This window comes from Portibacter marinus (assembly GCF_021533195.1).
Lineage (GTDB): Bacteria > Bacteroidota > Bacteroidia > Chitinophagales > Saprospiraceae > Portibacter > Portibacter marinus.
The window spans coordinates 121,787-148,554 of sequence record NZ_JAJNKB010000010.1 but is presented as its reverse complement, the minus strand read 5'-3'; the positions used below and the strand labels follow the sequence as shown (position 1 = coordinate 148,554).

Annotated in this window: 18 protein-coding genes; 10 read left to right on the top strand and 8 right to left on the bottom strand. The window is 35.9% G+C overall.

Features of this window, described 5'->3' with window-relative positions:
- Positions 1-8: 8 nt before the first annotated feature.
- Genes L2567_RS18540 through L2567_RS18530 form a run of 3 tightly spaced genes read left to right on the top strand, consistent with a single transcriptional unit; the run spans position 9 to position 2,876 of the window.
- Complete coding sequence (locus L2567_RS18540) at positions 9-917, top strand: glycosyltransferase family 2 protein (protein ID WP_235299339.1); 909 nt, start codon at positions 9-11, stop codon at positions 915-917.
- Entirely contained in the window at positions 914-2,071 is a 1,158-nt protein-coding gene (locus tag L2567_RS18535; protein ID WP_235299337.1) for a glycosyltransferase family 4 protein, read from the top strand. The genes L2567_RS18540 and L2567_RS18535 overlap by 4 nt, the downstream gene beginning before the upstream one ends.
- A complete protein-coding gene (locus L2567_RS18530) occupies positions 2,061-2,876 on the top strand; it encodes a sulfotransferase family protein (protein ID WP_235299336.1) in 816 nt (271 codons plus the stop codon). Before L2567_RS18535 ends, L2567_RS18530 begins: the two co-directional genes overlap by 11 nt.
- On the opposite strand, the gene L2567_RS18525 is transcribed toward L2567_RS18530, so the two are convergent.
- The 3 genes from L2567_RS18525 to asnB form a co-directional block, all read right to left on the bottom strand.
- Positions 2,873-3,640, bottom strand: coding sequence for an FkbM family methyltransferase (locus L2567_RS18525; RefSeq protein WP_235299334.1), 768 nt, complete (start codon positions 3,638-3,640; stop codon positions 2,873-2,875). The genes L2567_RS18530 and L2567_RS18525 overlap by 4 nt on opposite strands.
- Positions 3,624-4,190, bottom strand: a complete 567-nt coding sequence (locus L2567_RS18520) for a glycosyltransferase family protein (RefSeq protein WP_235299332.1) — start codon at positions 4,188-4,190, stop codon at positions 3,624-3,626. Before L2567_RS18520 ends, L2567_RS18525 begins: the two co-directional genes overlap by 17 nt.
- A gap of 558 nt (positions 4,191-4,748) precedes the next feature.
- Positions 4,749-6,494: an asparagine synthase (glutamine-hydrolyzing) gene (asnB, locus tag L2567_RS18515; protein ID WP_235299331.1), complete on the bottom strand. Its 1,746-nt coding sequence runs from the start codon at positions 6,492-6,494 to the stop codon at positions 4,749-4,751.
- A gap of 122 nt (positions 6,495-6,616) precedes the next feature.
- Here asnB and L2567_RS18510 point away from each other — a divergent pair, with 122 nt between their 5' ends.
- Together L2567_RS18510 and L2567_RS18505 are read left to right on the top strand one after the other, a co-directional pair.
- Entirely contained in the window at positions 6,617-7,564 is a 948-nt protein-coding gene (locus L2567_RS18510; RefSeq protein ID WP_235299330.1) for a GNAT family N-acetyltransferase, read from the top strand.
- Positions 7,558-8,790 (top strand): polysaccharide deacetylase family protein, encoded by a 1,233-nt coding sequence (locus L2567_RS18505; protein WP_235299329.1) that lies wholly within the window; start codon positions 7,558-7,560, stop codon positions 8,788-8,790. The genes L2567_RS18510 and L2567_RS18505 overlap by 7 nt, the downstream gene beginning before the upstream one ends.
- Here the strand turns inward: L2567_RS18505 and L2567_RS18500 are convergent.
- Positions 8,771-10,300 carry a M20/M25/M40 family metallo-hydrolase gene (locus L2567_RS18500; protein WP_235299328.1) on the bottom strand — a complete coding sequence of 510 codons (1,530 nt, stop codon included), beginning with the start codon at positions 10,298-10,300 and terminating at the stop codon, positions 8,771-8,773. The genes L2567_RS18505 and L2567_RS18500 overlap by 20 nt on opposite strands.
- A 53-nt stretch (positions 10,301-10,353) precedes the next feature.
- On the opposite strand from L2567_RS18500, the gene L2567_RS18495 reads away from it, so the two are divergent.
- Entirely contained in the window at positions 10,354-11,442 is a 1,089-nt protein-coding gene (locus L2567_RS18495; protein WP_235299327.1) for a glycosyltransferase, read from the top strand.
- 8 nt (positions 11,443-11,450) lie between these two features.
- Here the strand turns inward: L2567_RS18495 and L2567_RS18490 are convergent, their stop codons facing one another.
- Genes L2567_RS18490 through L2567_RS18475 form a run of 4 tightly spaced genes read right to left on the bottom strand, consistent with a single transcriptional unit; the run spans position 11,451 to position 20,530 of the window.
- Complete coding sequence (locus L2567_RS18490; protein ID WP_235299325.1) at positions 11,451-12,143, bottom strand: 4'-phosphopantetheinyl transferase family protein; 693 nt, start codon at positions 12,141-12,143, stop codon at positions 11,451-11,453.
- Positions 12,144-12,149: 6 nt separating this feature from the next.
- Positions 12,150-17,630 (bottom strand): non-ribosomal peptide synthetase, encoded by a 5,481-nt coding sequence (locus L2567_RS18485; protein ID WP_235299324.1) that lies wholly within the window; start codon positions 17,628-17,630, stop codon positions 12,150-12,152.
- A gap of 12 nt (positions 17,631-17,642) precedes the next feature.
- Complete coding sequence (locus L2567_RS18480) at positions 17,643-18,860, bottom strand: HupE/UreJ family protein (RefSeq protein WP_235299323.1); 1,218 nt, start codon at positions 18,858-18,860, stop codon at positions 17,643-17,645.
- 11 nt (positions 18,861-18,871) lie between these two features.
- Positions 18,872-20,530, bottom strand: coding sequence for an ABC transporter ATP-binding protein (locus L2567_RS18475; protein WP_235299322.1), 1,659 nt, complete (start codon positions 20,528-20,530; stop codon positions 18,872-18,874).
- Between the two features lie 235 nt (positions 20,531-20,765).
- Between L2567_RS18475 and L2567_RS18470 the strand changes: the two genes are divergently transcribed.
- From L2567_RS18470 to L2567_RS18455, 4 genes are read left to right on the top strand one after another with little or no spacing between them, the layout of a single operon-like run.
- The gene (locus L2567_RS18470) at positions 20,766-21,902 is read left to right on the top strand and encodes an acyl-CoA dehydrogenase family protein (protein ID WP_235299321.1); all 1,137 of its coding nucleotides are present in this window, start codon (positions 20,766-20,768) and stop codon (positions 21,900-21,902) included.
- Between the two features lie 9 nt (positions 21,903-21,911).
- Entirely contained in the window at positions 21,912-23,456 is a 1,545-nt protein-coding gene (locus L2567_RS18465) for an amino acid adenylation domain-containing protein (protein ID WP_235299320.1), read from the top strand.
- Entirely contained in the window at positions 23,453-23,689 is a 237-nt protein-coding gene (locus L2567_RS18460; protein WP_235299319.1) for an acyl carrier protein, read from the top strand. Before L2567_RS18465 ends, L2567_RS18460 begins: the two co-directional genes overlap by 4 nt.
- A 6-nt stretch (positions 23,690-23,695) precedes the next feature.
- Positions 23,696-26,767: a non-ribosomal peptide synthetase gene (locus L2567_RS18455; RefSeq protein WP_235299317.1), complete on the top strand. Its 3,072-nt coding sequence runs from the start codon at positions 23,696-23,698 to the stop codon at positions 26,765-26,767.
- Position 26,768 lies beyond the last annotated feature (1 nt).

The window sequence follows — 26,768 nt, the reverse complement described above, 5'->3', positions numbered from 1 at the left end:
GACTACAGATGCTTTTTACAGTAATTATTCCGGTATACAATGCTGCAAAATATATAAAAGAAGCCGCAAACTCAGTATTGCTTCATAAAGAAGTATCTGAATTAATCCTTGTCGATGACGGTTCTCAGGATGGCAGCTATGAAATTTGTTTGGAATTATTAGGAGAGGACGAGCGAATCAAACTTTTCCATCATGTAAATAGAAAGAATAAAGGTCCAGCAGCCAGCAGAAATTTAGGAATTAAAAAAGCGCAGAACAAATGGCTTGCATTTTTAGATTCTGACGACCTCTATGAAAAAGATCGATTTTTAGAAACAATTTCAATTATAAAAAATGACCTTTCAGTTGACTTTATACATGGAAGGGCTAGATTTTTTGGCGCAGAATTGAAAGATGTAGATCACTTGTACTCTTCTGATGAGATTTATTTTAATAGTGATCAACATGGTTACGAAGCCTTTGAAGACTATTTTCTGGGAACTAAAGGCTGGACATCATTGTGTACATGCACCATTAAGAAAGAAGTTTTTGAACAAATTGGATATTTCGACGAAAATCTATATCAAGCAGAAGATACTGATTTCATATTAAGAGCATTATTGCATTGCAATACACGAAAATTAAGTGATAGAATCATCGCAAAAGCCAGACAACACCCCGATCGAAGTATCTTAAATAAAGAAAAATACCACCACTATAGAGCAAGCTTCTATCAAAAATGGTATGAAATCCTCATGGTGAGTAATTGGTCTTCGAAAATGAACAGGTACTTTATCAATTCTTATATGTATTATACCAATTCAAATATCAGGGAAACTTCCTCGTCAATCTTGAGAAAAAGCAAAAAGGTGATGATGCTAGTGCATTTGATAGTTAAGGATCCGATCATCGTAAAAAAGCTTCTTTTTGGTAAGTGAAACCTAAGAAAAAATATCAGATTGTTATTTGTTCATCTACATTTCAGACCATCACTCATGGTCCCTCAAAATTTGTATACAATTATTTTCGAAGCTGTCACAAGAGTGAAAATTTTGAGTTAACTGTAATTACGCAGGACTTAGATCATCCCCATAAAAACGTCATCAAACTTAATCATGAATATGGTAGATATAATGGTTTTCTATGGGAGTACCTGGACAACTTTAAATACTATCATGCCATACAAAAACTGGACTTCGAACCTGATCTCATTATTTTCAAAAATGCCATATTAGGATACTGGACAGCACTTAAGTTAAAAACGATCCCTGTCATAGGTTTTATCAACGATGATGAAAAATTGAGAGCAGGTCGACAATTTGCTTTCTTTTCCAAACAGAGGTTTCACATGGTCAAGTCCAGATTTTTGGAGAAAAAAGCAGCTCACCATTTAGATCTTGTCATTTCCAACTCTAATCATCTGAAAGATTATCTAGTATCTGAATATGGATTGAAAAAGGCTAAATTATTCACGCTTTACAAAGGAATTGACCTTAATTACTTCAAGTTTAAAGAAAGAAATGCCATCCGTAAAAAAAATCCTATCAAGGTTTTATTTATTAAGAGCGACGCTATCCGTGGCGGTCTGGTAGAATTATGTCAGGCTATTAAATTGCTGCAAGAGTTTACATTCGAAATCCATGTGGTAGGGAATATCCATCGAAGAGTACGCACGTTAATTTCAAATTCATTTCCAGGTTTAAAAATTCATTTTTTAGGCCCTTTGACACAGGAGTCCGTGTTGAACCTGATGTATGAATCACACCTTTTCTGTGTACCCGCATTACGAGAGGCATTAGGTGTTGCTAACATAGAAGCTCTGGCTACTGGACTGCCAGTCATTTCTACTTCTGCCGGAGGCATTAAAGAAGTCTTGAACAATGGACAAAATGGTTATATGGCTACTCCTGGAGATAGTGTTGATTTATCTGAAAAAATACGAAAAGCTATCGAGGATCCAGAACTAACGAAACAACAAGCAATAGCCGGTCGAAAATATGTGGAAGAGCAATTCGACCAACATGAAGTCTTTAAAAAGTTTACAAATGTTATGATCGATGTCATAGAAAGTCGGAAAGGGCATGGTATCTAAAAACTCTATAAACCAGATTTTCATCATTGGTGCAATGAAATGCGGCACATCATATCTATATGACCTACTATCACAAAGTAAACAGATCTGCCCTGGAATAACGAAAGAGCCAGCCTATTTTAGTGAAAATATGGGGAATCCAGTATATAAAGAAAATGATTATCTAAGTTTGTTTCCTTCGTTGATAGGTTCTCACAAATATACATTGGATGGATCTACATCCTATTCGAAATTTCCGGAAGTCAAAGAAGTTCCAAAAAACATTTATGAATTTTGTAAAAATCCTTATTTCATTTATATCGTAAGGGATCCTATAGAAAGGATTGAATCACATCTTAATTTTCATAGAAACGATCCTGCCAATGCTGAAGAGATTGATTGGCAACATTTGCTTGACATTAGTAAATATCACATGCAAATTTCTCAGTATTTAGAATTCTTTCCTCGCGAACGCATACTAGTCATCAAATTTGAAGATTTCATCAAAAATCAGGAGAAAAACCTGGAAGTAATCACAAAATTTTTAAAACTAGAGGATAATGTCCATGACTTTTCTGCTCCTCAAAATCATTATGCTACAGAAAACTACTACGCAATAACATTAATGAGAAAGATGGGTCAGCTAGGTCATTTTTTTCCCTCGGGATTAAAATCTTTTGTAAAGACGGTCATTCCTAAACTTTTCGCCGGTCGGGTTTTCAAGCTCAATCCCCAGCAAATTCTGGATTTCAAGAGTGAACTCCGTAAAGATATGCTAAGATTAAAGAGTGAATTTGGTATTGACGTCGAAGATTGGGGATTTTAATAGGCTTTTTGAGCAAATATTTCTACCGATATTTCATTGAGTTCAGACAAACAAGTTTCATTTCCAAGTAACGTGTAACCATCTTTTTTTAGATGATAAACCTGAAACTGATATCCGTCTAAAAGCTCAATGATTTTGAGTGTTTCTGAATAATATTCGGGAAGATTTGCTTCGAATAAGATAAAATCTATAGGTTGACCTATTGATTTGATGACTTTAAGTTCGTTTCCTTCGACATCGATTTTAATAAGATTAGGTATTCCATATTGTTGAAAAAGATCATTAATGGTGATGGATTGAACTTCTTGAATACCGGTATATACAACTTTATGGCTACTTCTTGCTGGTGCAGCCTTTAACCATTTTTCGTTAACAGTATGTAGTGAGTTTCCTTTTTCAACAAATAGTTTCGATACGCCCATTGTTTCAGAAACCACATTTCTAACGACAACAACACCGGAATCTTTTCGGAATCGGTTCCTAAGAATCCGAAAGTTGGTTTTTTCAGGCTCGACTGCTATGACTTTAATTCCTAGTCGCCTTAAATGTTTGGTATTATTTCCGATACTAGCTCCGATGTCAAATGCCAGGTTTATTTTCTCCTTTGGGATGACAAGGTTATAAAATTGGAACTCAGTATCCAATACCTCTTTAATCTCGGGTATGAGAATTTGGTGGATTCTTTCAATGATAGGGTGATACCTTATGTGGGCATAGAAAGGAAAAGTTTTTAGATAATGAATCAAACTATGAGTTAGTTTCATCTGCACCTAATTTTAGAATTTGCTCGGTGTTCCATACTGTTGCCATTTTGTTGTAGGTCAAGGTTCCATTCATTTTGTGTCGAGCATTGATATCATTAAGTACATTCCCGATTTGATTGATCAGCGAACTTTCATCACGGAAGTAGTTTATATATTTTTCTAAGTAGCCATGCCGATAAAACTCAGGTATAATAATAGGGCAACCAACGAATGCTGCATCATTGATTCCGCCAGAAATGTTGCTAGAACCTTTAATTTCAAGCACACCTTTATATTCAATGTATTCTTCAAGAGGAAGTATCATCAGGTCCGCATTTTGAATTTCTTGTAAATATTTATCTTCTGTGACGTAATCATTGAAAGTGTGAAAACTTAATTGATCTGTATTGTAAACCTGAAAGTCTATGCCTGAATGATTTCTTCCCAAGAGAACGATCTCCATTTTTCTGTCAGAACGCTTGGAATACTCTTGAATACCATCGATTAAATTCCCATAATTTCTATATTGATTAATAGTGCCGGGAATGACTATCTTAATGGTATTAGCCAAAGAAGGAGGTTTTTGACGGTATGTAAAGGCTAGGTGAAAATAAGAAGTCAGTTTAACGTGGGTATTATAGTTTTCAAACAAGATTTGAGACGGAGCTATAAAATGCTGAAAGGTCCTATGATACAACTTACGTTCCATGCTTGAAGTACGAAAGTATTTGATCAACTTTATGAATGATAGAGCAGATTTGCGGTTGAATTGGTTTAAGAAATAAAGATTGCGATATGGAGCGAGCCAGTAATTCATATTATGAATTAATAACTGAGAATCTTTAAACCAAAAAGAGTGTAATTTGAAAAAAGACAATTTGGGTGGAGTGATGGTTATTTTGATATAAAAGTTCTCCTTTTTCAAGTACGCTTCTACTTTGGGCTTGTCTTTTTCATAATTATAAATGCGAAGATTGATAAAGTCGTAAACAGACAATGCTCGATCACAGATTGAATTGGTGATTACGGTTACAATAAAATTTTGATGAATAGAGCACACTAAATTTCTGATCACTTCATGGTGCGACTCAGTTTCTATCAAGCATACTTCTTTCAATCGCTCTGTCATCTAGAATTCAAGGTCTAAAAATTTGAAAAAACTGTACAAGCGCCAAATATCTTGGTGGATAGTTTTAGCTTTACCTGAATCTAAAAAGGAAATCACTTTTTCGTCAATCCATCCTGGATGCTTCTGAATGGATTTTTTGATTTCTGAAAAAAAATAGGTTCTATTTTGCTGGATCCATAGCTCCTGAGGAGACACAAATCCCATCTTGTCTTTTCGGTTAGTGATAGAATCAGGAAGGCGGCCTTTCATTACTTTGCGTAATAGGTACTTCGTTTCTGAAAGATGCAGTTTATACTTGAAATCGAGACCAATACAATATCTGGAAAAAGTTTGATCTAAAAAAGGGAGTCGAGCTTCTACGCTATTGGCCATAGATAAATGATCTTCGAAAATCAGCAATCGTTGTAAGTGGCCCCAGGTCAATTGGTTGAGATAAAAGTTTTGAAAATTTGCGGCACTGTCTTCCGATTCATTTTTTTGATGAAATAGGAAAAGGTCAAGATTCGATTTCTCCTTATTGATTACAGATGAGAATTTAGAAGGATAATGAATGCCCAAAGAAAGCAGCATTTTGGCCGCCATGACGGGAGATTTCTTACTTAAAAATTTTAAGTAGGGTACAAAGTAGAAATGATAGCCACACAGAAGTTCATCTGCCCCTTGGCCTGCCAGCAGTACTTTGTAACCTTTGCGATGAACGGTTTGATAAAGTAAGTAGCTGGAAATCAAATTCATACTTAAGGCAGGGGCTTCGTTGGCCATTATTGCATCCTGGTGAGCCTCTAGGTGCTCTTGAAACGACGGTCTGATTTGATGATTGGAAATTTCAAGTTTATTCTTGAGCTCCAGGACATACTCAGATTCAGAATAACTTTTTTCATTGACCGTGAAGGTAAAGGTATCTAACAGCAATTCTTGTTCAGCGGCTTCCTGAACAATTGCAGAACTATCTAGTCCTCCACTTAAAGCACATGCGACTGGAACATCTGCTACGAAATGCCGTTTCACCGACTGGGAAAATAAATTTGAAAATTGATCGGGTGGTGAATTAGAATTTAAAAAATGATCTTCATTTATTTGAAAGTTGAAAGATTCTAATTCTTTTCCTTTTGAATCCAAGCGAAGCAGACTACCAGGTTCCATGGAGTGTACACTTTGAAACATAGTGTCTCGGTTGTGGTAAATCAAACCATTGGCCAAGTAGTCGTAAACTGAATCCTTATTCAGTTCACCATTCCATTCTTTAAAGATTGTGAATGCCTTAATTTCAGATGAAAAGCAGGTAAATCCTTCCGCATTAAAAATGAATAGAGGTTTCATGCCCCACTGGTCCCTCGACAGTGTTATATGCTTTTTTACCCGGTCATAAATAATGAAAGCCCACATTCCTGAAAATCGATGTACTGCATCCTCTCCCCATTGATCATAAGCGCTAAGTATGACCTCGGTGTCCGAATGACTATGAAAACGGTATCCCATTTGCTCCAGATCTGACCTTAGCGTTTTATAATTGTACAGTTCGCCGTTGTAGGAAATGACCAATCCATGTTTTTCCATGGGTTGTTTGCCCCGATCACTTAAGTCAATAATACTTAATCTTCTATGGCCTAGTCCTATATTGTTTTCTACAAAATAACCTTCACCGTCTGGGCCTCTATGATATAATTTTTGAGTAGCACTTCGCAGAAATACTTCATTGACTTTATGGCCACCTTCATGATGAATCATTCCAAATATCCCACACATAGATAATCTGATTGACGATCGAAAGGATAAGAAATGAAAAGTACTACTTGCATTTATAATGATTCATTATCAAAAAAAGTGCTAATTATGCACTAGCTGTAAAATTACACATAGTTTAATAAGTGAAGCACAAAGAAGCATACAAAGCGTTTTGCAATCAAAGCGATCATATACCGGTATTTTCACAGCCCTGGTTTCTAGACATCGTTTGCAATGACCAGTGGGAGGTGGCCTTAGTTCATGAAAAAGATCAACTGATTGGCGTATGGCCGTATTATGAATCAAAAAAGTATGGTTTAAAAAAAATCGGAATGCCACCTCACACACCGTTTTTAGGTCCAATAGTATTAGAGAGCAGTCCAACTTCTAATCGATATAAGCGCAATAGTCGCCACTTGAAAACCTTGAGTGATTTAGAAGCCCAATTGCCGAATTTCCATTACCTGAGTTTTAAATTCAATCCAGATGCCACCTCTTGGTACCCATTTCATAAAAAAGGCTATAGTCAGAACACCAGATATACCTATGTGATACCTTCAGGACAGACAGAGCCGGAATTGAAGGGTAATTTGAAAAAACAACTTAGAAATGTAGTGTGTAAACAGGACCATCAAGAGAGGATTGAATCTTCAACTGATGTGACAGGATTTTTAAACATGGTTAGGCAAACATTTGAAGAAAACGAGATCACGGAATTTTTTAATCCTGATATTATGCTTCGTTTGATATCCCATTCCATTGAGAGAGGCCAAGGGTGCATTTGGGATTACAAGAATAAACGAGGTGAAACCATTGGTGCCATTTATACCATTGAGGATCATCAAAAAGCGTATCTTTTATATACGACAAAGAATCAAGAAGGCATGCAGCAAGAAGCAGTCGGTTGTTTGATCTGGCATGCCATTAAAGATTCCGTTGCAAAAGGTAAAGACTTTGATTTTGAAGGATCGATGTTACCAGGTGTGGAAAGATTTTTTAGAGGATTCGGAGGTGAGCAAGTACCTTATCATCAGATCACAAAGATCAATCATCCCTTATTGAAGATCTTGAGTAATTTTTTTCAATGGTGAGCTATTTTTCTATTCATACAGATCGACCTCTGCCGGCGATGGCAGAAGCAAGACTTTTATACACCATTGATTTCATCAACAATCATCCTTTTACAAAGTTACAGGAATGCGTGTTGAATTTAAACCAAGAGACTGATCGGATTATATCCTACACGAAGGAGAAAAATAAGCGCAAACATTTCATATTTAGAGCTGATCAAATTTTTCAAGATGTGAATAAGCTAGAGGAGTCTGATGTTCTGGAGAGCATCTTTTTCCATGTATCACGGTTCGAAGAACGGTTTATGGATTTCCAGTTATTTCTAAACGATCGAAAATCATATGAAGACCAATTGTATCTGGTTCGAAATGGTCTGGAAAAGACACCGATCGTAGATCATTTGGTTCAAGATTTAATAACCTCCCTTTGTCAAGGTAAAATTAACACCAGACTGCAAGCGCCCGTTCATTTAACGCACGATGTAGATTTTGTGGAGAAATTCACTTCCCCCTGGTCCATTTTAAGGAAAACCGTAGGTCATTTGTATCATAGAAGAACCCTAAAGAATCTCGACTTACTTTGGAATCAGTTTTTTGATAAGAAGAAAAACAGACAAGACCCATTTGACACTTTTGAGTGGCTATTGAGCGAAAGGTCCATGGAGAAGACGATCTACTTTTTAAGGGGAAAAAACCACAGCTTAGATAACTTTTATGAGTCTAACCACGCAACTTTTAGAAAAGCATTAAGGACTGCTGAGGAACGCCAGTATAACATTGGCATACATCCCTCTTACCTATCTTATAACAAGGGTGCGATGATGAGTGAGGAAAAGCAAAAGCTAGAAAGAGAATGTGGACAGGAAATAACCAGAAGCAGGCAACACTTCTTAAACTTTAAAGTGGACGAAACGCCTCAGAATCTGGAGAAAATCGGCATTAAAGAAGATTCTTCCCTGGGATATACGAGGTATGTAGGATTCCGTTGCGGAACAGGTTTTTCGTATAAACTGTATGATTTTCAAAAGGAAAGGCCGACGAATGTCATTGAAAAACCACTTGTATTTATGGATACTTCATGGTTTCATGAAAGTAAACGTCAAGGATCTTGGAAGTTGCCGGACTTGTCCAATCTTTACGGTACATTCAATTTTCACAATTCCACTTTCGATGATTTAGAAATGCGAGGAATTGAAATGAAGCAGCATTATTTGAGATTTTTCGGGGTTAGCGAATCGGATGAGTGAGAATGGTTCTTATGGTCTGAATTCCATCCACAAAATTACCCAATCTTAGATTCTCATTCGGACTATGTTGATTATTATCAGAGTTAACAGTAGGAACCGTTACTGCTGGCACACCAAGTGTAATAACAAATGGTGAAATCGGAATACTACCCCCACTCGTTCTCTTCATGATTGGCTCTGAGCCATTTTTTTTCTTCATAGCAGAGCGAAGCCATTGGCCCGTTGTGCTATTCAGCTCCGTTCTAAAGGCTTGATAGTTAATTTCATAATCGAAGTGTACAAGGAGAGGGTGAGACATTTTCTCTTTTTTGGTCGGCTTATCGGTGACGAGATGGTATCCCTGTGACCGGATGTGATTTTGCAACAAGCGAATAAGGTTTTCAGGATCAGATTCCTTCACCGTTCTGATATCGATCTCTGCCGTTGCTACCGAAGGAATGATTGTGCGTACTTCATTTCCGACCCAGCCGGCAAGCATTCCCCGTATATTCAAGCTGGGATATTGGATGGATTCCTGGTAATTTGTGCCAATGTTATCGGGTTGAGCTATACTCATCTTAAATTGCAATGCTTGTTCATCATCGGGAACAGCAGCTAAGATTTTCTTTGTTTCTTCATCTAATTGAATGCCATCATACCAGCCCGGAATAGAAACCCGACCTTGTGTGTCTTTCATACTGGCCAATAACTGAGCAAGTTTGAGGGCCGGGTTCGGGACATAGTTGCCATAGTGACCACTGTGTTGAGGAAAGTCAGGACCATAAACTTTCAGAGTAACGGTTACAATACCTCGTGCTCCGAATGAGAGTGTCGGCTGATTAGAGGGATGCATCGGGCCATCGAAAATGACCATATGATCGGCGCTAAGTATGTTTTTATGGGCATCTACGGCACCAGCCAGCCGTGGTGAGCCCAGCTCTTCTTCAAAATCAAGAATCACTTTGAGGTTAAAAGGAATGGTCTCTTCGTCTTCTTTTATCAACTCCATGGCTTTGAGAAACATAGCGACCGGTCCTTTGGCATCAGAGGCCGAGCGTGCAAATATTCTCCAGTCCGGATCATAATTCGATTCAAGCGTATCCCAGGGAATTTGTTTCCAACCTCCATCTTTCGATTCTGCTTTTAATACGGCGATATAGGGATTTTCCTGATACCAGAAATTCGAATCTACAGGTTGGCCATCCACTTGTAAATAAACTAAAACGGTCTCTTTGCCAGCTGAGTTTGAATCATATTCTGCGAGTAGTAAGGGGAGTGTTTCGGTTTCTAGCCTTGTTGTTTCGAAACCTAAAGCATCAAAAACTTCTTCACACCAGACGACATTCATCATAATGTCATCAGGGTAGTTCGCATCGTTAGGAATGGAAAGAAGGGTTCGGAAGGTCGTTATGGCGTCGAGTTGATCTTGTTTGGTTAAAGTAGATTGAGCCAGGGTGGTAATCCAGCAACCCAGAAAAATAAATATGTATGATAACCTCATTTCAGCGTAGTCTTTGTCATGAAGATACATATAATTGACAATTAACTTTATATTCACAAAGCCAATACAGATTATAGTAGATTATGAAAATCTTGATCATTTACAGGATTTATATTGATGAAAAAAGCACTTTCGGAATAGCCCGCAAACAAAAGTCTCAAGCCAGTGCATTTCGTGCTTTAGGCCATGAATGTGACTTTTTAGCAATATCTGCAAAAGGATATTGTCTGAATGATAAATTGATCAAGAGGAAAAACTTTGGATCAGAACCTGCAAAGTCATTCAATTTGTTTTATTGTTTTTTCAGAGACATTCCCAAAATCCTAAAAAAAACATATGGTGTTTACTACATTCGTTATAGCCCGATGAGTTCGGGACTAGAAATGATGGTAGAGAGATTATCCAGACATTTTCCTGAAAGTAAGGTTATTTTAGATTTTCCCACCTTTCCGTTTATTGAAGAGTACACTGGCTTGAAAAAGAAAATTGCATCTTATCGTTTCAAGAAAGTAAGTGATTTCTCTCGTCGAATTGATAAAGCTACAGTCTTGGATGACAGAAAGACTATCATAGGAATTCCTTGTATTCAGATAGAGAATGCAATTGATGTTGAAAAATTAAAACCAAAAACAATCAATACGGACCATAAGATAGATCTACTTTTTGTTGGACATCTTACTAAATCACAGGGAATAGATAGGTTGATCAATGGTTTTATAGAGGCCGAAGAGGCCATGAGGGAGAAATTTACTTTAACCATCATTGGAGAAGGACCTGAAGAAAACAGATTGAAAGCTATGGCTTCTCCTTTTGAGGACTATATTCGATTTATGTCAAATAAATATAATCAGGAGTTAGACTCGTATTATAATCAAGCTGATTTAGGAATAGGAAATTTGGGTATTCATAGAGTGGGTTTAGACTATAGTTCAGGACTTAAACATCGGGAATACTGTGCGAGAGGCTTGCCATTTTTTTACAGCTGCAAGGATTCTAAATTTGATGACGAAAATTTTATCATAAAAGTTGATCCTGATGACTCCTCAATCGACTTGAAAGAAATTTCTGATCAATATGCAATGGTTGAAAAAAATGTATCGACAATCAGAAAATTTGCAGAAAAAAATATTGGGTGGAAAAAAGAAATGCAAAAGATTCTTGACCATTTATAGTTGTAAAACTATGAAACTTTAAAATCAAATATTTCGAAAGTTGCTTTTTGGTTTTTCACTACACAAGAAGCCTGGTATTTAGGAAAAGGCTTGTAAGAATAAATCGTCCAATCATTCTGATTTTCTCCGTTCCAATCCAAATGTATAAAATGGGGGTAATTCTTTTCTGCTGACTCCATTCCAAAACTCACTAAAGGAATAGAGAGACCACCTCCTAGAGCTTTTATAAAAGCCTCTTTTCTTGTCCATAGATTATAAAAAGCTTTTACTTGAAGATCTGGGTCTGTGTTTTTTAACGATTCAATCTCAAAACTGGAAAAATACCGGTTGACGATCGAAAAAACATCAATTATCTTGGAAGAATCTTCGATATCTACACCAATCGAATTTTGTAAAGTTATAGCGACTAAAATCGCGCTATTGCTATGGGAAAGATTGAACTTTAAATCAGTATCTTTTAAGTAAGGCTTATTATTGTGATCCCTATATAATTTTACTGAGCTGAGACTTTGATTGAGATAGTTTGATAGTAGCTTCTTAAGCATATATTTACTAGCAATAGACAGGTCCCTATCTTTTTTTAAAACGAACTTTTCAGAATCAATTTTTTCTTTTTGATTGAGAAATCCCTTTAGCCGTTCAATAGGTGTTTCATCTGTAACGAGAAACTGCCAAATATGGACTTTCTCAGAGGTTATCACTGTGTATTATTGCTGTAAAATTTGATTGACTTCTCTGGCCAGCGACCTTGCTGCAGATTCTTCAAAAATCTTTATATGTTGAGCATCAACTTCATGCACATGTAGTTGATTATCTGTTAATTTTGACCAAACTTCTAAGTGAAATTTTTTCCTGGGCTGATTAGCAAATTCAGAGCTCCTGATAAGGTGAACCTCATCATTGATGTTTTTCCACTGATATTGACGATACATTTCATTTAATATCTCAATTGTCTCTACCAAATCTTGCTCTTCTGTATTGAAAATATCTGATATCAATTCAGCTTCTGACTTTGGGTTAATCAATCTCTCAAATCTCCTAATTAGGTTATTAAATTGCAATCGCTTTATCCACTTTTTCCACCTTGATTTCTTTTCGTCAAGGTTTTCCAAAGCAGATAAGGAAGGAGCGGAGTCTACGACCAATAAAGTATTGCTTTCTTCACCTTGGATTTCAAGTAAATGACTGATTTCGACGAGAAGGGTGTTACTGAAGCATGTACCCATCATTCGATACGGACCATTAGGTTTGATTTTTCTCATTTCAGTGAGATATATCCGGGCTAGATCTTCAATAGATTTTGGACTGTTTTCTTCATTTAATCGAGGTGTTTGAATACTGTATACAGGTATATTTGAATCTATTTTCCTGGCAAATTCACTATAGAAAAACACTTGAGAACCTCCTGCATGGAAACAGAACAAAGGCTCACTTCCATTACCAGATTTCATGGGCACAACCATTTCGCTTTCATTTTCCGAATTTCCACTTTCAACTATGAATTTTGCTAGTTTTTCAGGAGTATTGTGATTCAGAATTACAGAAGCGTTTAGGGTCACATTCAAAAGATTTGCAATCCTAGAGGTACTTTCGACGGCGTCAAGAGAGCTTCCTCCCAGCATAAATAAATTTGAATCATTATCTACTTTCACATTAAGCATATTTGTCCAGTCCTCAATAATGAGGTTTTCTACATTAACCAGAGAAAATTGCTCTATTCCCTTCTTTTCTTTAACCGGTTTTAAATTAGAAGTGGAAAAGTGAATTGGGTAATTATTCCATCTTTTAATAATTTCAGATATATTTAGAAACAGATTTGAACAGATGAGTTCAGCCAAATTAAAAAACTCTTGTTGAATAAAATCTATCGCTTGTTTGCTTATAATATTGGAGTTAAATCGCCATATGATCTCTGTTTTCTCCAAGGGTTTTATTCTAATAGTCAGAGGATATGAAGAAGAAAAACCACCATTAAAGTTTAAAATATTAAGGCTACCTATTTTTGTATTTTCAGCTAAAAAATTCCCATAGATATAAAGTGTATCAAATAGTGATTGATTAGGTTTAAATGATAAGCATTCTTTGATTTCAGGCAGAGAACAATGGTCATAGCGTCGTTTTTCATAAGCTAAGTATTGTAATTCATGAAGCCATGTATTGATCTCTTTGTTTTCCGGAATATTGACTACTTCAGGGACGATATTCATAAAGAGTCCTGCCATTTCTTGAATTCCAGGAAAACTCAAATTCCTTCCTGAAACAGTCAAGCCGTAACTTACATGTCTGCTACGAAATAATCCACTCAGTACCAAACTCCATACCACTTGAAAGTAATAGCTTTGAGCTACTTTTGACCTTCTGCAAAATGCTTTTATTTTATTTTGTAAATCTTCAGGGATGATGGTTTCGGCATTTTCAAATTTTTCTGGTATGCTTACCTTTTCATTTTGTAACAGGGTTAGGATTGTATCTTTTTGGAAATACGCGCTCCAAAAGTTTTTGGCTTTAGCAGAATTTCTATTCTTTATCCAGTGTAGATAAGTAGGAAAATTTTGAATCTGAGAAAACGCTCCTTCGTTTTCATAAAATTTCAACAGGTCTTTGATGATGACTCCACATGACCACCCATCAACCAAGATATGATGGCACTTCCATATTAATTTAAATCTGCCCTCGTTGATCTTTAATAATGAAAACATATTAGCGCACGTCTCAAGATCTAATTCTTTTTCGTCGATAGAAACGCGATCTTGATACAGCGTGTATAAAAAATGACTTTTTATTTCCTGGAAATAGACACCTTTTTCTTCATATATCACAGTGCGAAGTACATCATGTCTATTAACTGTTTTTGCGAGAGCGTTTTCAAAAGCCTTTACATCAATGTTACCTTCAATATCAAATTCCAAAAAAAGTAGTCCGTCGTCATTTTTGGAGGATAATTTATTAATTAAAAATGCAGATTGAAGATTATTGAGTTCGATCTTATTGATCTGTTCGATCTTCTCACTTTTTTCAAATTGAATATTTCGCTTTCCAACCTGGACATCTAGTTCTCGAATCGTCTGATACTTAAATATATCATTTGGTTTGATATCAAGACCATCACTTTTAGCCTTTGATGCCATCAGAATACTAAGAATTGAATCACCTCCAAGAGAAAAGAAATTATCATCTATTCCCACATGTTCTAAGTTGAGCACTTCTTTCCAAATACTTGTTAGAGTTTCTTGTCTTTCATTTTGGGGAGGTAAAACCTGCCTATTTACGGAAGTTTCAACACTTTTAGGAGATGGGAGGAGTTCTGTATTTATTTTGCCATTCGGCAATTTGGGTAGTTGATCAATTTCGATAAATACTTTTGGTATCATATAATGAGGCAAACTTCCCTTGAGATGATTGATGAGAGTGTTCTCAGAGTATGAATCGTTAGGAACGATATAGGCTACTAAATGCTTTCTATTTTTTGAATCCTGGTAAGTACTAACAAAAGAAGATTTTGACATTCCAATATTAGACACTTCAATATTGATTTCTTGCAATTCGATTCTGTGACCATTAATCTTTACTTGCTGATCTTCTCTTCCATAGAATAGAACAGAGCCATCTAGATTATAGCGAACAATATCGCCAGTTTTATAGCATATTTTGTTTTGAAATTTCACAAATTTTTCATGAGTGAGATCGGAATTATTGAGATATCCTTTTGATATATTCTTACCGCTAAGCAGCAATTGACCTTTTACACCAATGGGCACTCTTTTGAAGTTTTCATTAAGAATATGTATCTGGGTATTCGCAATAGGTTGACCAATGGGTACCTCATGATGGTTGTTGAGTTTCAACTGTGTGGCGATGGTCCATACGGTGGCTTCAGTGGGGCCGTACTCATTGTATAAATCACAATTCTTTAAGTGATCAAAGTGTTTTTCTACAAGGTTATAGGAACAAGATTCACCTGCTACAATTACTGTATTAAGAGACCTTAGTTTATGATTATCAATAGTTTCTAGAAGAACCTCATACAAAGAGGGCAAAAGTAAAGTATGTGTTACAGCTTCTTTCTCAATGGTATTGCCAAGTGCTTCTGGTTCTTGTTCCAGCTTTTTCCTGGCCAGCACCAATTTACCTCCCGTTAAAAGCGTCCAAAAGATTCCAGCAGCAGAACTGTCGAAAGAAAATGGCGAGAGAAGTAAAAAGGAGAAAGGGTCTTGTGGGTAGAAATGAGGTCTTGCGAATGTTGAAGCCAGAAGGTTCTCATGACTTACTTGTACGCCTTTAGGGTTTCCTGTACTTCCTGAGGTATAGATAATATAGGCCGTATTAGTTTGTACCACTTCTGGTAAATCAGTAGGCAACTTATTTTTAAGTGGTTCAGCATCTACGGAAATAACGGGTGTTTTTATATATGTTGGTGCTCTATCACTAATAATTAAACTAGTTTTAGAGTCTTCAATCATAAACTTAAGTCGGTCTTCAGGGTACTCAGGATCTAATGGAAGATATATACACCCTGACTTCAATACACCTAAAATAGAAATGACAAAGTCAATATTTCTGCCTTGCAGAACGCCAATGATGGAGCCTTTTTTGGTGCTGGATAGTATTTTTTTTGCCAGCAAACTAGATTTCTTGTCTAAATGATCGTAAGTAATTTTTTCTGCAGTATCTACTACTGCAATTTTATCTTTGTTAGCTTGAACTGTGAACTGAAAAGCGGCACTGATGTTTTTAAATTCAGGTAGGGGAGCTTGAGTATTGTTCCAATTAGCGATCCTCTCCTTTTCAATCTCGCCAATAATCTCCAATTCATTTAAGACGTTAGGTGAATCTAGATTTATTTTAGTAATTAATTGATTGAAGTGATCGAATAGACGTTCCATATGCCATTGATCAAAAAGATTAGAATCATATTCCAATCTAAGGGAGATCCCATCTTCTTTCTCGTAAGAAAAAAGGGTCATATCCAGCTTCGAAATGCCTAAATCCAGAGTTTCTTGTTCAACATTGAACGGTAAGCCATGCTGATCTATATTAGATTTTTTATTATGCACATACATCACTTGAAACAAAGGGTTCACACCGGGAACTCTTGGAGGGTTTAGTAAAGCAAGTAAATCGGCATAATCATAGTTAGAATGTGCAAAAACAGATAACACATTTTCTTTGACTTTAAGAATGAGGTCAGACAAAGTAAGTTTTGAGTTCAATATGGTATCAATGACCAATGTTTTATTAAAGTATCCAACAGTATCTTTAAAACCTTTTTCTAGCCTTTGTGAATAAGGTACTCCAATTGAAACATGAGATTCACCTGAATATATGCTCAGAAGATATTTGAACAAAGACAAAAGCACCACATAGGTGGTCGTTTGAAAATTTTGAGCAATAAAGGCAATTTTTTCAGAAGATAGTTTTCCAATATTTGCTTTTATTGTTTTGCCGGTAAAGCTTGGTGAGCTATCCCTATTATTACTAAAATCTAAATCTAAAACAGGAGGAATATTTTTAAAATGTTCTTTCCAAAACTCGCTATCAACGTCTGGTTTGTCAGAGATCTCTTGTGTTAAATAATCTCTGAATGACTGGTCTGTTTTTAATTGTAAATGATCATCAGTTTTGTATTCTTTCAAAATATCACTGAATAGTATATCAAGTGAATCACGATCCCCAATGATATGATGCATTGAAATCAATAACCAAAGTTGATCTTGTTCCAAATTAATAAAACCTGCTCTTATCAATAAATCACTGTCAAGCAAAAATGGCTTTCTACCAAATTGTTTTGCTATATCATAGGCATTAAATTCATCTCCAGCATTACCTAGGTCTACAACATTAAATGATTCTATGCGGTCATTGAGCTTATATCTGATTTCTGTTCCATCTTGCTCAAAATTGAATCGAAAAATTTCGTGCTTCCGAATGGCTTGAATAATGGCATTGATTAATTTTTGACGATTAATCTGTGAGGCATTGCTAAATTTATACACCTCCGTATGCTGATAAAAAGGATTTTGTAAATCAAGTTGCTGTAATATCCAAATATTTTGCATTCCAGCAGTAATCTTACCCTTTTTGGATAGATCTCCATTTTCATTAAAATTTTTTACAGACCTCTTTTTTCTCCACTGCTCCAGTAAAGATTGTGCATTATTTTCAGAAGAATATGTCTTAGAGCCATCCATTTTTTAATCTTTCTAACTTCCCCCGAAAAGTGCTAAAAGCCTATAGAAATAAGCACCGGCTGGAAGATCTATATTAAAAAACCTTTCAATGAACCAATAAATAGAAATGATAATCAGTATGATGGAGCCATAGAGCAAAATATGCTTATAAGCTTTGGTTTTCCGTATCAAAAAGAGTAGCGGGAAGACTGCTATGATTATGGCCAATTGACCCAATTCAACGCCTAAGTTAAAACCGAGTAAGGACAAAGCCATAAAATCACCACTTAAACCCTTTTCACCGAGCACACTTGCGAAGCCAAAACCATGAAATAGTCCAAATATAAAGGCTATCAGCCATTCGCGTCCTTTGAAGACAGGTGTGATGTTATGAAAGGCTGCAAGTGCAATAGATATAGCTATTATGGATTCGACTATTCGTGAAGGTAAGTTCACGATGTTTAAGGAAGCAAGAGCAAGTGTTATAGAATGCGCTATGGTAAAAAATGTGACTATTTTGATGATGTAAATAAAAGCTGGTTTGAACTTTGGCTCAGGTATCCAACCTGACATTTTATTGCTTCCATCTTCAAGCTTTTTACGATAAACAACGGCAGGCAAAATTAATGCGATGATGAATAGAATATGATCGAGTCCAATCCAAATATGCCAGATCCCAAGCCTTACCAATGCAACAAAACCTTTCCAAAGTGAAGCACTGGTTAAGTCAAGGGATTGTTGCCGGTTATTAGGAGTAAATATTAAAGATATTAAAGCTTCGTTTTCTACAATACCGGCTTTCCAGTTGTATTCAACAATGAGTGCGCCTCTATGTCTTGGATATTGATCTAAAAGTATATTATAGTCGATATCCAATTGATCAGGTACTTCTGAAACGCCATTAAGGTTAAAATGAAATCGAACAAAGTCCTCCATTTCATCAAGTGCCAATACGGTAGGTTCTAAAAATTGAAGTTGATATTCCTCTTGCCCTGAACTCAATTTTAGTTTTTCCTGAAAATAATCTGTTAGTTGAGGCATATAAGGCATCACATCTTCTAAAGACATACGATCAGGTAGGTTGATTCCCAATGCCCTATTCATATCCTTTGATGTCATCTCAACTCTTCCATCAATTGCATCGCCATAAATTTTTAATACCAGATAGCTATGATCTGGAGTATGACCATGCAGTGACATTGCAGATAAAAGATAGAAAACAAATAGAGTAATAAAGTTGAGTTTATTCATTTGATTTAGAATTAAGAAATTTCTACTAGCTTTTTAAAGGCTTTATTTGACTTAATGAGTTCTTCATAGCTTCCATGCGCTACAATTTTTCCTTGGTCTAAGATATAAATCTTATCTACGTGTTTGACAGTTGAAAGTCGGTGAGCGATACTAATTATCGTTAGATCTTTGGGAAGATTTTCCAGTGACTTTATGACACTCTGTTCTGTCAGCCTATCTAGTGAACTTGTGGCTTCATCTAAAATCAGCAAATTAGGATTTCTATAGATTGCTCTTGCCAGGCCCAGTCGTTGTCTTTGTCCGCCACTTAAACGGACCCCATTTTCACCAATTTCAGTATTGAACTGCTGCTCCTGTGAATTTATGAAATCGAATATTTCCGCAACTTTTGCAGCTTGCACTAATTTTTCTTTATTAATTGTTTCATCTATTTGTAATGCAATATTGTTCTGAATGTTGTCGTCAAAAAGAAAAGTTTCTTGCGGTACGTATGAAATATTGTTTTGCCAAAGATCGATTAACTCGTGTACCAGGACTTTCCCGTCCACACAGATCTGTCCGCTCTGTGGCATAAGAATACCTACGAGTAAATCAATAATAGTGGTTTTCCCAGAGCCAGTGGAGCCGATAAACGCTACCCTTTCTCCTTTATTAATCGAAAAGGAAAGATCTTCGATGACATCATGATCTGCATTTTCGTACTTAAAACGTACATTTTTAAACTCTATTTTATTGTCAAAAGGAAGTACCTCAGAAGTGATTTTAAGCATCTTTCCATCAAGGTGTTTACCCATTTTTAAGTCCTCATACATTCTGTCCAAAGCGGGTAAGTTATGTTTATATTTTGATATGGCGGTAAAGGCATTTTGAAATGCAGGAATGAGTCTGTAACCCGCCAGAGCATATAATGATAGCTTAGGTAAAACGGACTGTAGGTCTCCTTCAGTAAGAAAAAGATAGATCGTAACAGCGATAATAGCAGTAAACGAAATAAATTCAAGAATATATTTAGGTGAAGAGATGATGAAATTATACTTAGGTTGAACATTACAGAATTCTCTGCTGCCATATTCAAATCTTTTATAGAAAAGTGCTTGCTTATGATAAGCCAGTATGGTCTTAATTCCATTAAATAACTCTGTTATCGATCTGAATCTTAATGTATTCATTTCTAATCGGTGTTCTCCTACTGTAGACAGAAACTTTCTTCTTGAATAAAATATAATCAAATACGCACCACCAATAATGGTAAACATCATCAGAGAGATCTTGATATCTACATACAAAAGGAGTGCTAGAATAATAATAGCAGATAGGCATCTTGAAAAGAATTCAATGAGCGGTACAAGTACCCCGACAGAAATACTATTGGTTTCAGCGATGACATAAGTTTTGGCATCTGATGTATTAGAATTAAGATAAAAGCTGTACGGTTTATTAAGAAAAGATCGTAACAATCTCAGACTTAAAGTATGACAGGTGTCCCATGAATATTTAAATTTTAACCATGTAGAAAGAAGACCGATTGCATTTTTTACACCTATTATTGCCAAAATGCCAAAACCAACCCAGAGGAGAAGCTCACGAAAGTCATCAATATTTAAAAAATTAGTCAAAAGCAGAAAAAATTCACTATTTTCAGCTATTTCGGGATTAGAAATCAACTGCATAAAAGGAAATATAGAGGCTACTCCAGCTACTTCAAAGATACTTTGAATGAGTATAATGACGAATAAAAGACTAAAACGATTCCGATCTCTCTGATTAAGTATGCTATATAGCTTTTTGATATGTTCCGTGCTTTAATGCGTAAGAAAAAAAGAATTTCTAAATAAAAAACCGCGCCGTCCCAAATTTTTCACCAAAAAAGATAATTTCACATGTTTTGTAATATTACGAATAGATATGGAATTTAGCTGGCCTCAAGATTATCTCGATGAGAAGGAAGCAATCATCAAATTTGCACAAAAAGAACTTAATAAAGAAATCAATGGTTTATTTCCTTCTGATTTGTGGTTATCCTGCGCTCAAAGAGGCATTTTAGGTTTCAGTGTTCCTAAACGATATGGAGGTCATGAAGAGAAAGTTAATTTCAGCAAGTCTCTATTGCTTATGGAAGGTCTGGGTTATGGTTGCAAAGACACGGGCCTTACATTTGGATTAAATGCACAAATGTGGACAGTTCAGGCTCCAATATATAGTTTTGGTTCAGATTATTTAAAAGAAAAGTATCTTCCTCGGTTATGTGAGGGTTCCATTATAGGAGCTCATTGCCTTACAGAGCCGGATTCCGGTTCAGATGTTTATGCCATGAACACTGTGGCAGAGAAAAAAGGCGATTTCTACATACTGAATGGTAAAAAATGCCTAATAACATTTGGACCCATATGTAATATGGCCATTGTTTTTGCCATTACAGATCCTAAAGTAGGTAAATGGGGCATTTCTGCTTTTATAGTTGATGCTGATTCACCTGGTTTTATTAAAAGTGAAAAAAAAGAAAAAGTTGGTCTAAGGAGTATACCGATAGGTGAAATCACTTTCAATGAATGCAAAGTACCTGAGCAAAACCTACTTGGCAAAGAGGGATTAGGTTTTAGCATCCTAAATCATTCATTAGAATATGATCGCTGTACTATTTTGGCTAGCCAACTAGGAGTAATGGAGCGACAGTTAGAAGAAGTGGTAAATTTTGCAAAATCAAGAAAGCAATTTGGAAAATCTATTTCCAAGTTTCAAAGCGTATCTAATAGGGTTGCTGAGATGAAAGTAAGATTGGAAACTTCGAAGTTATTATTGTATAAAACAGCGTGGCTAAAAGAACAAAATAGAGCTACTAATTTAGACTTTGCACTTCTGAAATATTATATCAGTGAGGCATTCGTGGAGTCAAGCCTGAGCGCCTTTCGGACATATGGAGGAAAGGCTTACCTCAGGGAGTACGGTCTTTTTAATGACGTAGAAGATGCTCTTGGAGGTATTGTCTATGCGGGCACCTCCGATATTCAAAGAAATATTATTGCAAGTATGCTCGGTCTTTAAATTTACTTCATGAACTGCAGTCTTTCGGATTATCTATCTTCATCGGCTTTAGCATTTCCAGATAAAGTAGCATTTAAATGTGGAAAGGGTCAGATTAACTATCGTTCTCTGAATAAAAAAGCGTCCGCACTTTCAGCAACACTTATTGATCATGGAATAAAAAAAGGAGATAGGGTGGGCATATATATGCATAGGTGCCTGGAGACTGTAGTGGCTATTTACGGCATTATGAGGTCCGGTGGTGTCTATGTGCCTATTGACATTAAGCATCCTAAGGCGAGAGTAGAGTATCTAATCAGAGATTGTGGAATTAAGACCATCATTACCCATGAGACTCAAGAAAATAAAGTCGCTTCAATTCTTGATTCACTCACCGGCTTGCTAGTGATAGGGGCAAGAATAGCAAAACAAAAGAGTATAAATTGGTCGCAAGCCACTGAGAATGAATATGAAAAAACACGTACAATAAATATTCTGGAAGATGATTTAGCATACATTCTATACACTTCAGGATCTACTGGTCAGCCAAAAGGAATAATGCACACCCACAGAAGTGGAATGGCGTATGCCGAATTAACAGCATCAACATATGAGATTACTCATTTAGATATTATTGGTAATCACGCACCTATATTTTTTGATATTTCAACTTTAGGTTATTTTACCGCTGTTTATATGGCAGCCACAACCATCATTGCTACAGATGCAGAAGTTATATTTCCACAGCTTTTAACAGAACTTATTGAAAAAGAAGCTGTGACCATCTGGTATTCTGTGCCGCTAGCTATTATTCAGATGATGTCATATGAAAAGTTTTTTGAAATGAAATTCAAAAAATTGAGATGGTTGTTATATGCAGGAGAACCATTTAACCCCCAAAAGCTTAGAAAGTGGATGTTGTATTTTAAAAACGTAAAAGTTAGTAACATATATGGACCAACTGAAACCAACCAATGCACCTACTACAATTTGAATGAGATTCCTTCTGGAAAAAGCCCAATTCCAATAGGCATGGTGTGGAAAAACACAGAATACAAAATCTTGAATGAAATGGATCAAGTCTGTGAAAGCGGCGAAGTAGGTGAACTACTCATCCGGAGCTCTACACTAATGGCTGGTTATTGGAACAAACCAGAATTAACAAATAGATCTATGTACTTAGAACAAATGGAGGGTGGTTATGTTAAGAAATATTACAAGACTGGTGATCTGGTTTTTGAAGATAAAAAGGGAATACTTCACTTCAAAGGTCGGAAAGATCACCAGATCAAATACAGAGGTTATAGAATTGAAATTGGTGATTTAGAAAGTGCCATTAATCAAATTAAAGACATAGAAGAAAGCGTGTGCTTTTTACACGAAGAAGATGAAATACGCTTAATAGCATTGATTAAAACCTATCAGAATAAAGCTATTGAAACAAACATGATTGTTAGTGAATTAAGGAAAATGATTCCGTTATACTCCATTCCACAAGAGTTTTATATCGTAAAAGATTTCCCAAGAACAGCAACTGGTAAAATTGATCGCAAAGATCTTAAACTGCCTGAATGAAAAAAGAAATAATAGATTTTATACAAGAGACATTACTGGGAGGTATTCAGGGTGTAACGATAGAAGAAGAAGACGATTTGCTAAGCACTGGTTTTATCGAATCTATGGGGATGATGCAGCTCATCAATTTTGTGGAAGAGCATTATCAAGTCAATGTGACTCCACAAGATATGACTATCGAAAATTTCAGAACGGTAAGAGCAATTGAGGATTACATATTGAGAAACAAGTAAAATATTTTGGACGCTTACAAACCATCAAATACCCAACAACTCATATGGGCAGGTCATCAATTGAACCTGGAGTCTCCACATTCCAACATGGCCTTTGCATTTTATCTGGATGAGCATGTAGACATTGATACATTCACAGAAGCTTTGTTTAATACAATAAGGAACTGTGATGTCCTAAATATGAGGTTTCACAATGTAGAGCAAGCGTATTTCTCCGATCAATTGCCTGATGTGGAGATACAAGAAAGCCTGGTAGACCCAGAGGCATGGATGATTGACGAAACCAGACGTCCATTTGATCCCAAGAAGTCTTTATATAAAACTGCTATTTTACAAAGTGATTCAAAATCTAAAATTTGGTATTTTAAAATACATCATCTAATCACTGATGGTTGGTCCTTTGCCTTACTCCAAAAGAATGTTTGTGAAAGATATGAGGAGTTACTTAAGGGAAGTGATGATGAACCCAAACTATTTGAGTTCAAGGAGTATTTAAATCGCACAGAAAATAAGAATTCAAACCCACCTGGTTTATGGAAACAGAAGCTGGAGAAATTGCCTTTACCTAACCCTTTTTTTGGCAGAATTTTTAAGGATTTCATCAACAAAACGCATAGAGTACACATTAATCTCACCATTGAACAAGTTGACGAAATAAAAAGACTTTTAGAGCATGATGATTTTAAATCTTGGACCTACGAACAGTCACTTTACATTTTCTTTCTTAGCATCACTCATATTTTAGTTGGAAGATTTACAGGAACAAATATCCCTGTCGTAGGTACGCCTTTTCATGGTAGAACGGACATAAAACAAAAGAATACGGTAGGACCGTTTTTAAAAATATTTCCTTTAAAAGTTGAATTACAAGAAAAAGACAGTTTTTCAGAGGTCTTTAATAAATGTAAAATCGAATCAAATGATATTCTAAAGAATAGTATACATGACGCAAGCTCAGTGGAATTACTTAAAAAATTTAATTCGGTCTTCAATTTTATAACCACTAAGTTTTATCATAGTGAAACGATTTCTATGAAATCTGAATGGTTGGATAGTGGCTTTTGTGATCCAGGTCATGCGGTCAAAATACAAGTATATAATTTCAATGATGAAACAGTTCCAAAAATCACCATTGACTTTTCAGAACAAATTTTTGATGAGTCACACCGTTTGATGTTTATCCACGCCTTCAACACCCTGCTAAAAAACATATTAGATTCTGAGGGAGCTGCAAAAATAAGTAGTATCTCAATTGAAGATCTTAAGTTGGTTGATGAATTTAATAGAACTACAAAAGAGTTAGCGACTACTAAAAGTATCATTGACGAATTTGAAACGCTGGTCAATGATCATCCTCACAAAACAGCAATAATCTTTGAAGGAAAGAAATACACTTATAGAGATTTAGATTTGCAATCTAATCAGATAGCTCATTTTATTTCCAGGCAAATATGCCCTGAACAGGGTGGTAGAATAGGAGTTTGTTTAGATCGTTCCTTTGAATTGATCATCACACTTCTTGGCACTGTTAAAAGTGGCGCTGCATATGTCCCATTAGATACGAATTTACCTCTACAGAGAATAAATCAAATTTACCGGGAGTCTGATTTGTCTGGCATTTTTGTCAATGAAAATATCATTTCCTCAATGGATGCAGAGGTTAATACACTGTCCGTCAGTCAAGTTTTATCTGAAAGTGAAGATAGTGCAACTATCAATAAGTCGAATGCAGGGAATTTATTCTACATCATATATACTTCAGGCTCTACGGGGAGTCCCAAGGGAGTTATGAACAGAATGGCTGCGGTCATGAATAGACTTTATTGGGCAAGAGACTATCATCAACTAAATCCGGAAAAAGATCTGATCTTACATAAAACAAGTATCGGTTTTGATGTTTCTGTATGGGAACTTTTCTTACCACTAATGACAGGTGTCCCCTTGTTGCTGGCAAAGCCAAATGGCCAAATGGACAGCTCTTATCTTATTGATCTCATTGAAAAATTTGGTGTTACAATAATTCACTTTGTGCCTTCTATGTTAGAGGTTTTTTTACTGACGTTGAAAGAAGGTGCATGTCCTACTTTAAGACAAGTCGTTTGTTCTGGTGAAGCACTGAAGCCTGAACATGTAGAAAAATTCAAATCACTTTTGCCTTATTGCACACTTCATAACCTATATGGCCCCACTGAGGCCGCAATTGACGTTACTGCATTACAGGTTTACCCTGGAAAGCAATTTTCAACCAGCATCCCTATAGGCAAGCCGGTTTATAATACTCAGATTCGAATTTTGAATTCTGATTTGCAACAAGCGCCAATTGGTGAAAAAGGAAACATATTTATTGGTGGAGCACAATTAGCTGAAGGGTACTATAAAAATAGCTCGCTTACCGATAAAAGCTTTGTTACTTTAAAAGAATTCAATGGTCATAAATTTTATAACACTGGAGATGAGGGCTACTGGTTAAGCGATGGCAATATTATATATTCGGGAAGGAGTGACTCTCAAGTGAAATTGAGAGGTAATCGTGTGGAACTTGGGGAAATAGAAAATGTTTTGTTAAGTGTCCCTAAAATAGAAAAGGCCGCAGTTGTTCTTATTAATGATGATGACATCAAGTATTTATCAGCTGTCATTGTTGCATCAGAAAACTTATCAGAAAAAGAAATTCTGAATTATCTGCAAGCAAGGCTTCCTCATTACATGGTTCCTTCATATGTCGTTTTCGAGGAAGATATGCCACTTAACCTAAGTGGTAAAATAGATAGAAAGCAGCTCGTGCTCATCACGAAGAACAAAGTGAAGAAACCAGAATTACAGGTAGAGCCACCTACCACTGAAATAGAGATGATTGTCCATGATATCTGGTGTGATGTTTTAAATCAAAATAAAATAGGTTTACATGATTCATTTTACAGTCTGGGAGGTGATTCCCTGACTGGAATTAAAACAGTTGTCAAGGTAAACTCAACATTAGACCTAGAGCTACCAGTAGTCAGTATTTTAAGAGAGCATACAATCTACAGATTTTCAAAGTATATTGAAAATACATTAATGAAATTGCTCGCAGAATAAT